General features: G+C 55.4%; 4 protein-coding genes. All 4 read left to right on the top strand.

Annotated elements, in window-relative coordinates; translation table 11 throughout:
- The first annotated feature begins 142 nt into the window (after nucleotides 1-142).
- The 4 genes from M0974_RS17925 (at nucleotide 143) to M0974_RS17910 (ending at nucleotide 4,644) form a co-directional block, all read left to right on the top strand.
- Entirely contained in the window at nucleotides 143-1,075 is a 933-nt protein-coding gene (locus M0974_RS17925) for an AraC family transcriptional regulator (RefSeq protein WP_297839596.1), read from the top strand.
- 182 nt (nucleotides 1,076-1,257) lie between these two features.
- Entirely contained in the window at nucleotides 1,258-2,604 is a 1,347-nt protein-coding gene (locus M0974_RS17920) for an MFS transporter (RefSeq protein ID WP_297839593.1), read from the top strand.
- A 22-nt stretch (nucleotides 2,605-2,626) separates the two neighbouring features.
- Entirely contained in the window at nucleotides 2,627-3,907 is a 1,281-nt protein-coding gene (locus tag M0974_RS17915; RefSeq protein WP_297839590.1) for an alpha-hydroxy acid oxidase, read from the top strand.
- Nucleotides 3,908-3,924: 17 nt separating this feature from the next.
- Nucleotides 3,925-4,644 carry a ribonuclease activity regulator RraA gene (locus tag M0974_RS17910; RefSeq protein ID WP_297839587.1) on the top strand — a complete coding sequence of 240 codons (720 nt, stop codon included), beginning with the start codon at nucleotides 3,925-3,927 and terminating at the stop codon, nucleotides 4,642-4,644.
- The last annotated feature ends 49 nt before the right edge of the window (nucleotides 4,645-4,693 follow it).

Genomic DNA, 4,693 nt, shown 5'->3' with positions numbered 1-4,693 from the left:
GATACTTTTTTTACCCTCTTGGGAGTTCTCTAGCGGGTTAAAAAAGTATCGGTTCCACGTAAATGCGCACCTAGTAGGCGGTGATCCATACAGCGTATTGTTCATCCCGATGTAGCCCACACAACTATAAAAGGGGCAGCCCATGCCAAATAGCCGCAGCGCTTTATTCGAGCAACGCCCGGCCGAACTGGAAGTCATTTTGTCCGGGCCTGAGCACAGCTTTCGGTGGTACGAACACGACTATCCCTATGCGTTGGCGCGCTGGAACCATCATCCCGAATTTGAAATCCATCTGATCCGCCACAGCAGCGGCAAACTGGTCGCGGGTGATTACATTGGGGCGTTTGAGGCGGGTCATGTGGCAATGATCGGTCCGGACCTGCCCCACGACTGGATGAGCGATCTTGCCCCAGGCGAGAGTGTGGTAGGGCGTGACGTTGTCCTTCAGTTCGATGGTGCGGGGTTGCTGGCCCTGCGTCGGACGATGCCAGAGCTCGGGGACCTGCAAACGCTGTTTGATCGTGCCCGGCGCGGGTTGGAGTTCACTGGCGGGACAGCGCTGAAAGCTGCGTGCTTACTCGAAGCCATTGGCCCAGCCCAAGGCTTGCATCGCCTGGTGCTGTTCCTGCAGCTGCTGAATACATTGGTGGACGCGCCGAAGCGTGAAGCTCACTGTCTGGCGAGCGCGTTTTATGCGCCGAACCTGGACGCGAGAAATTACGAGCGGGTGCACAAGGCCTTCGATTACCTGCTGAAAGAGTTAACCGGGGACGTGCGATTGTCGGTCATCGCGGAGCAACTAAGCATGAGCGAGCCAGGTTTTTCGCGCTTCTTCAAGCGCGTTACTGGCCACGGTTTTATCGACCTGATGGGCAAGCTGCGCATACAGCGTGCGTGCCGGTTATTGTTGCAAACGAAAATGTCAGTGGCCGATATCTGCTTCGAAGTCGGCTACTGCAATCTGTCCAACTTCAACCGACATTTCCGATCTGAAATGAAACAGACGCCCAGTGAATACCGACACGAGGCGGCTTGCGCGCTACTCAAGTCGACCCAGTCGATACCTTCCCCATGAGACTAAGCAGATCGACTACTGGTGTTGTTCGGATTTATTGAGGGGGGAGTGCGCCCCCCACTTTATTGTCAGACTGCAATACTTGTTGTCAGACAACATGAGTCAGTGTAGCTTTGCTTTCGAGCTGCTGTCAGACAGCAGTCGTGGTTTCCACAATCCAAAATAACAATGGGGACTTTCACTTGAACGAGCATTCGCTTGGGGTGCACGACACCTCCGATTTGCGCACCGCGGTCAGCAAGGTAAAGCGGCATGTACTGCCACTTTTCATTCTTATGTTCATGATCAACTATATCGACCGGGTCAACATCAGCTTCGTGCGCAGCCATCTGGAAACGGATCTAGGCATCGGTGCGGCTGCATATGGTCTCGGCGCAGGTTTGTTTTTCCTGACGTATTCGCTGTTTGAAATACCGTCAAACATGCTGATGCAACGGTTTGGTGCGCGAGCCTGGCTAACCCGCATCATGGCGACGTGGGGCGTCGTTGTAGTGCTGATGGCATTCGTGCAGAACGAAACCCAGTTCTACATTGCCAGGATTCTGTTGGGCGCTGCCGAAGCTGGCTTCTTTCCTGGGGTGCTTTACTACTTCACCCAGTGGTTACCAGCGAAAGAAAGGGGCAAGGCCATCGCTCTTTTCCTGAGCGGTTCGGCGCTTTCGTCAATTATTTCCGGACCGCTCACAGGGCTGATATTGAAAGTAGAGGGTTTCAGCCTGCATGGGTGGCAATGGTTATTCATCATCGAAGGTGTGGTTTCGGTCATAGTCAGCGGCTTTGTCTGGTTCTGGCTGGTGTCGCGTCCTAGCGAGGCAAAATGGCTGAATTGCGCGGAAAAAGCCGCTTTGATTGGCTCGATTGAACAGGAACAATCCCAGCGCGAGGCCGGGCAGGGCGGGCATGTTTCTGCGTGGAAACTGCTGCGTGATCCGCAAATCGGGCTGTTCTGCTTTATCTACTTCTGCATTCAGCTGACCATCTACGCTGCATTATTTTGGCTGCCGGGTGTGATTCGAACCTTGGGCACCAATCTTTCCGATTTTGAGGTGGGCTCGCTCAACTCTATCCCCTGGATTATCTCGATCGCAGCGATGTATGTGTTTGCATCAGCCGCTACGAAATGGAGATATCAGCAAGCGTGGGTTGCAGCAACGTTGTTGATCGCAGCGCTTGGTCTGTTCCTATCCACGACCGGTGCGCCGTTGTTCGCGTTCGTATCGATCTGTTTTGCTGCGATTGGATTTAAAGCCGCTTCTTCACTGTTCTGGCCCATCCCACAGGGCTACCTGGACAGCCGGGTGGCAGCTGCGGTGATTGCTTTGATTAACTCAGTTGGAAATCTGGGTGGGTTTGTAGCGCCCACGACGTTTGGTTTTCTGGAACAAAATACGGGTTCTATCCAAGGTGGTCTGTACGGTCTTGCAGCCACTTCCGTGATTGCCGCAGTGCTGGTGTTTTTCGTCAGAACCCAGCCTCGGTCCGTATCTGGGGAGCCCGGCAAGCCTTTGCTGGCCAGTAGCAACCGCTGACATGTCCTGAAGGATTTCCTTAATGTTCTTTTCCTCAAAATCGGTTGATCGGCACTTGCAGCAATTTCTCTCGTTGAATGATTTCGAGGCCGCTGCCAAGCGCCACCTCCCTCGTCCTGTGTTTGGCTACATCAGTGGGGCGACCGAAGACAATGCGACGCTGTCTGACAACCGCGCCGCCTTCGATGAGCTAGGGTTTGTTCCACGGGTACTGCGTAATGTCTCGCAACGCTCTCAAGCTGTTGAGCTCTTCGGTGTTCGCTACGAGTCACCGTTCGGCATAGCGCCGATGGGCGTGAGCGCTTTATCAGGCTATCGCGGCGACCTTTGCCAAGCCCGGGCCGCTGCCGCTGCTGGCATTCCGATGATTCTCAGCAGCGCCGCGCTGATCAGTCTTGAGGAGGTCAATCAGGCTGCACCAGGTACTTGGTTCCAGGCCTATATGCCGCAGACCTTTGACGCCATCGAAGCATTGGTGGACAGGGTTATGGCCGCGGGTATTGCCACGTTGGTAGTGACTGTGGATTCGGCCGTGGTCCCAAATCGTGAGAACAACCTGCGCACTGGCTTCAAAACGCCTTTGCGGCCAGGACTGCGTCTGTTCATGGACGGAGTGACACACTTGCCTTGGTCGGTAGGGACATTTTTGAGAACCATTTGGCAGCATGGAATGCCACATTTCGAAAACGCCACGGCACATCGTGGCGAGCCGCTTGTTTCCCGTCATGCCAATCGTGACTTCAATGGGCGTGAGCACCTCGACTGGGAGGCGATCCGGCTGATCCGCAAGCGTTGGTCGGGCCCGCTGGTGCTTAAAGGCATCCTGCACCCCGATGACGCGCGAACTGCCAGAGCGGCGGGTGTCGACGGCGTGATTGTTTCCAATCATGGAGGTCGCCAGTTGGACGGGGCCGTGTCTGCGCTAAGAATGCTGCCCCACGTCGTCGCAGCCAGTGAGGGAATGGAAGTGATGATCGACAGTGGTTTCAGGCGCGGTACTGATGTGCTTAAGGCCATAGCGCTGGGAGCGAAATGTGCTTTCATTGGGCGGCCTTTCAACTACGCCGCTACAGTCGGTGGATTGGCCGGTGTGGCACACGCGATCGATCTATTGAAGTCAGAAATTCGTGCGGACATGGGTCTATTAGGCGTCAATCGGCTTGATGAGTTGAATGCTGATTACCTGCGCCTCAAACGCTTTGAACTGGCTGATATCAATCCTGCTGCAACGGAAGCCGCCCGGCGCGCGCTGGCCGAAGCAATTGGAGAACAGCTCAGCCACCACTTACAAGAACACATCTGACAATCAAGGAGTGCCCCATGACAAAACTTTCTGCCGAGACGCGCGAACTTCTCAAGCACATCAGCACTGCCACGCTCGCGACAGCTTTGTACAAGCGTGGCTTCCGACAGCAGGCCATTCAAGGCGTCGTTGCGCTGGGTGATATGGCTCATAGCATGGTTGGCGAGGCCTTCACGCTTCGCTACATGCCTGCACGCGAAGACCTTAATGGTCTTGAAGTTTTTCGCAATCCTGAGCATCCGCAGCGCAAGGCCGTTGAAACCTGCCCACCTGGCGCTGTGCTGGTGATGGACAGTCGAAAAGACCCCCGCGCAGCGAGCGCGGGCTCAATCCTGATATCCCGATTGATGATGCGTGGCGTGGCAGGTGTAGTGACCGATGGCGGTTTCCGTGATTCTGCTGAGATTGCTGATTTGGCTATTCCAGCCTTTCACCAGCGCCCCTCGGCGCCCACCAATCTGACGCTACACCAGGCGATCGACATCAATGTGCCGATCGGCTGCGGCGACGCACCGGTGTTTCCCGGCGATGTGATTGTCGGTGACAAGGATGGTGTCATTGTGATCCCCGCACACTTAGCCGATGAACTGGCCGAAGAGTGTACCCAGATGACGGCGTTCGAAGATTTCGTTCTGTCGCAGGTGCTTCTCGGTTACTCAATCGTCGGGCTTTATCCGGCCACCTCGGAGCAAACCGCCCTCGACTTTGCCAAGTGGCGTGAGGCCAACGGCCGCTAATTCGGGCTGTCTGATAACCTCAAAGTCATTCTGGTAAGCTGTGGCCGGT

It is taken from the genome of Pseudomonas sp., assembly GCF_026224925.1.
In the GTDB taxonomy this organism is placed as follows: Bacteria; Pseudomonadota; Gammaproteobacteria; order Pseudomonadales; family Pseudomonadaceae; genus Aquipseudomonas.
Note: the sequence above shows the minus strand (reverse complement) of the source record. Positions and strands in the feature narration are given on the sequence as shown.

What these genes read in the sequence shown, in the direction of transcription:
- M0974_RS17925 (WP_297839596.1), top strand. Translation starts at nt 143, where the DNA reads ATGCCAAATAGCCGCAGCGCTTTATTCGAGCAACGCCCGGCCGAACTG.
- M0974_RS17915 (WP_297839590.1), top strand. Translation starts at nt 2,627, where the DNA reads ATGTTCTTTTCCTCAAAATCGGTTGATCGGCACTTGCAGCAATTTCTC.
- M0974_RS17910 (WP_297839587.1), top strand. Translation starts at nt 3,925, where the DNA reads ATGACAAAACTTTCTGCCGAGACGCGCGAACTTCTCAAGCACATCAGC.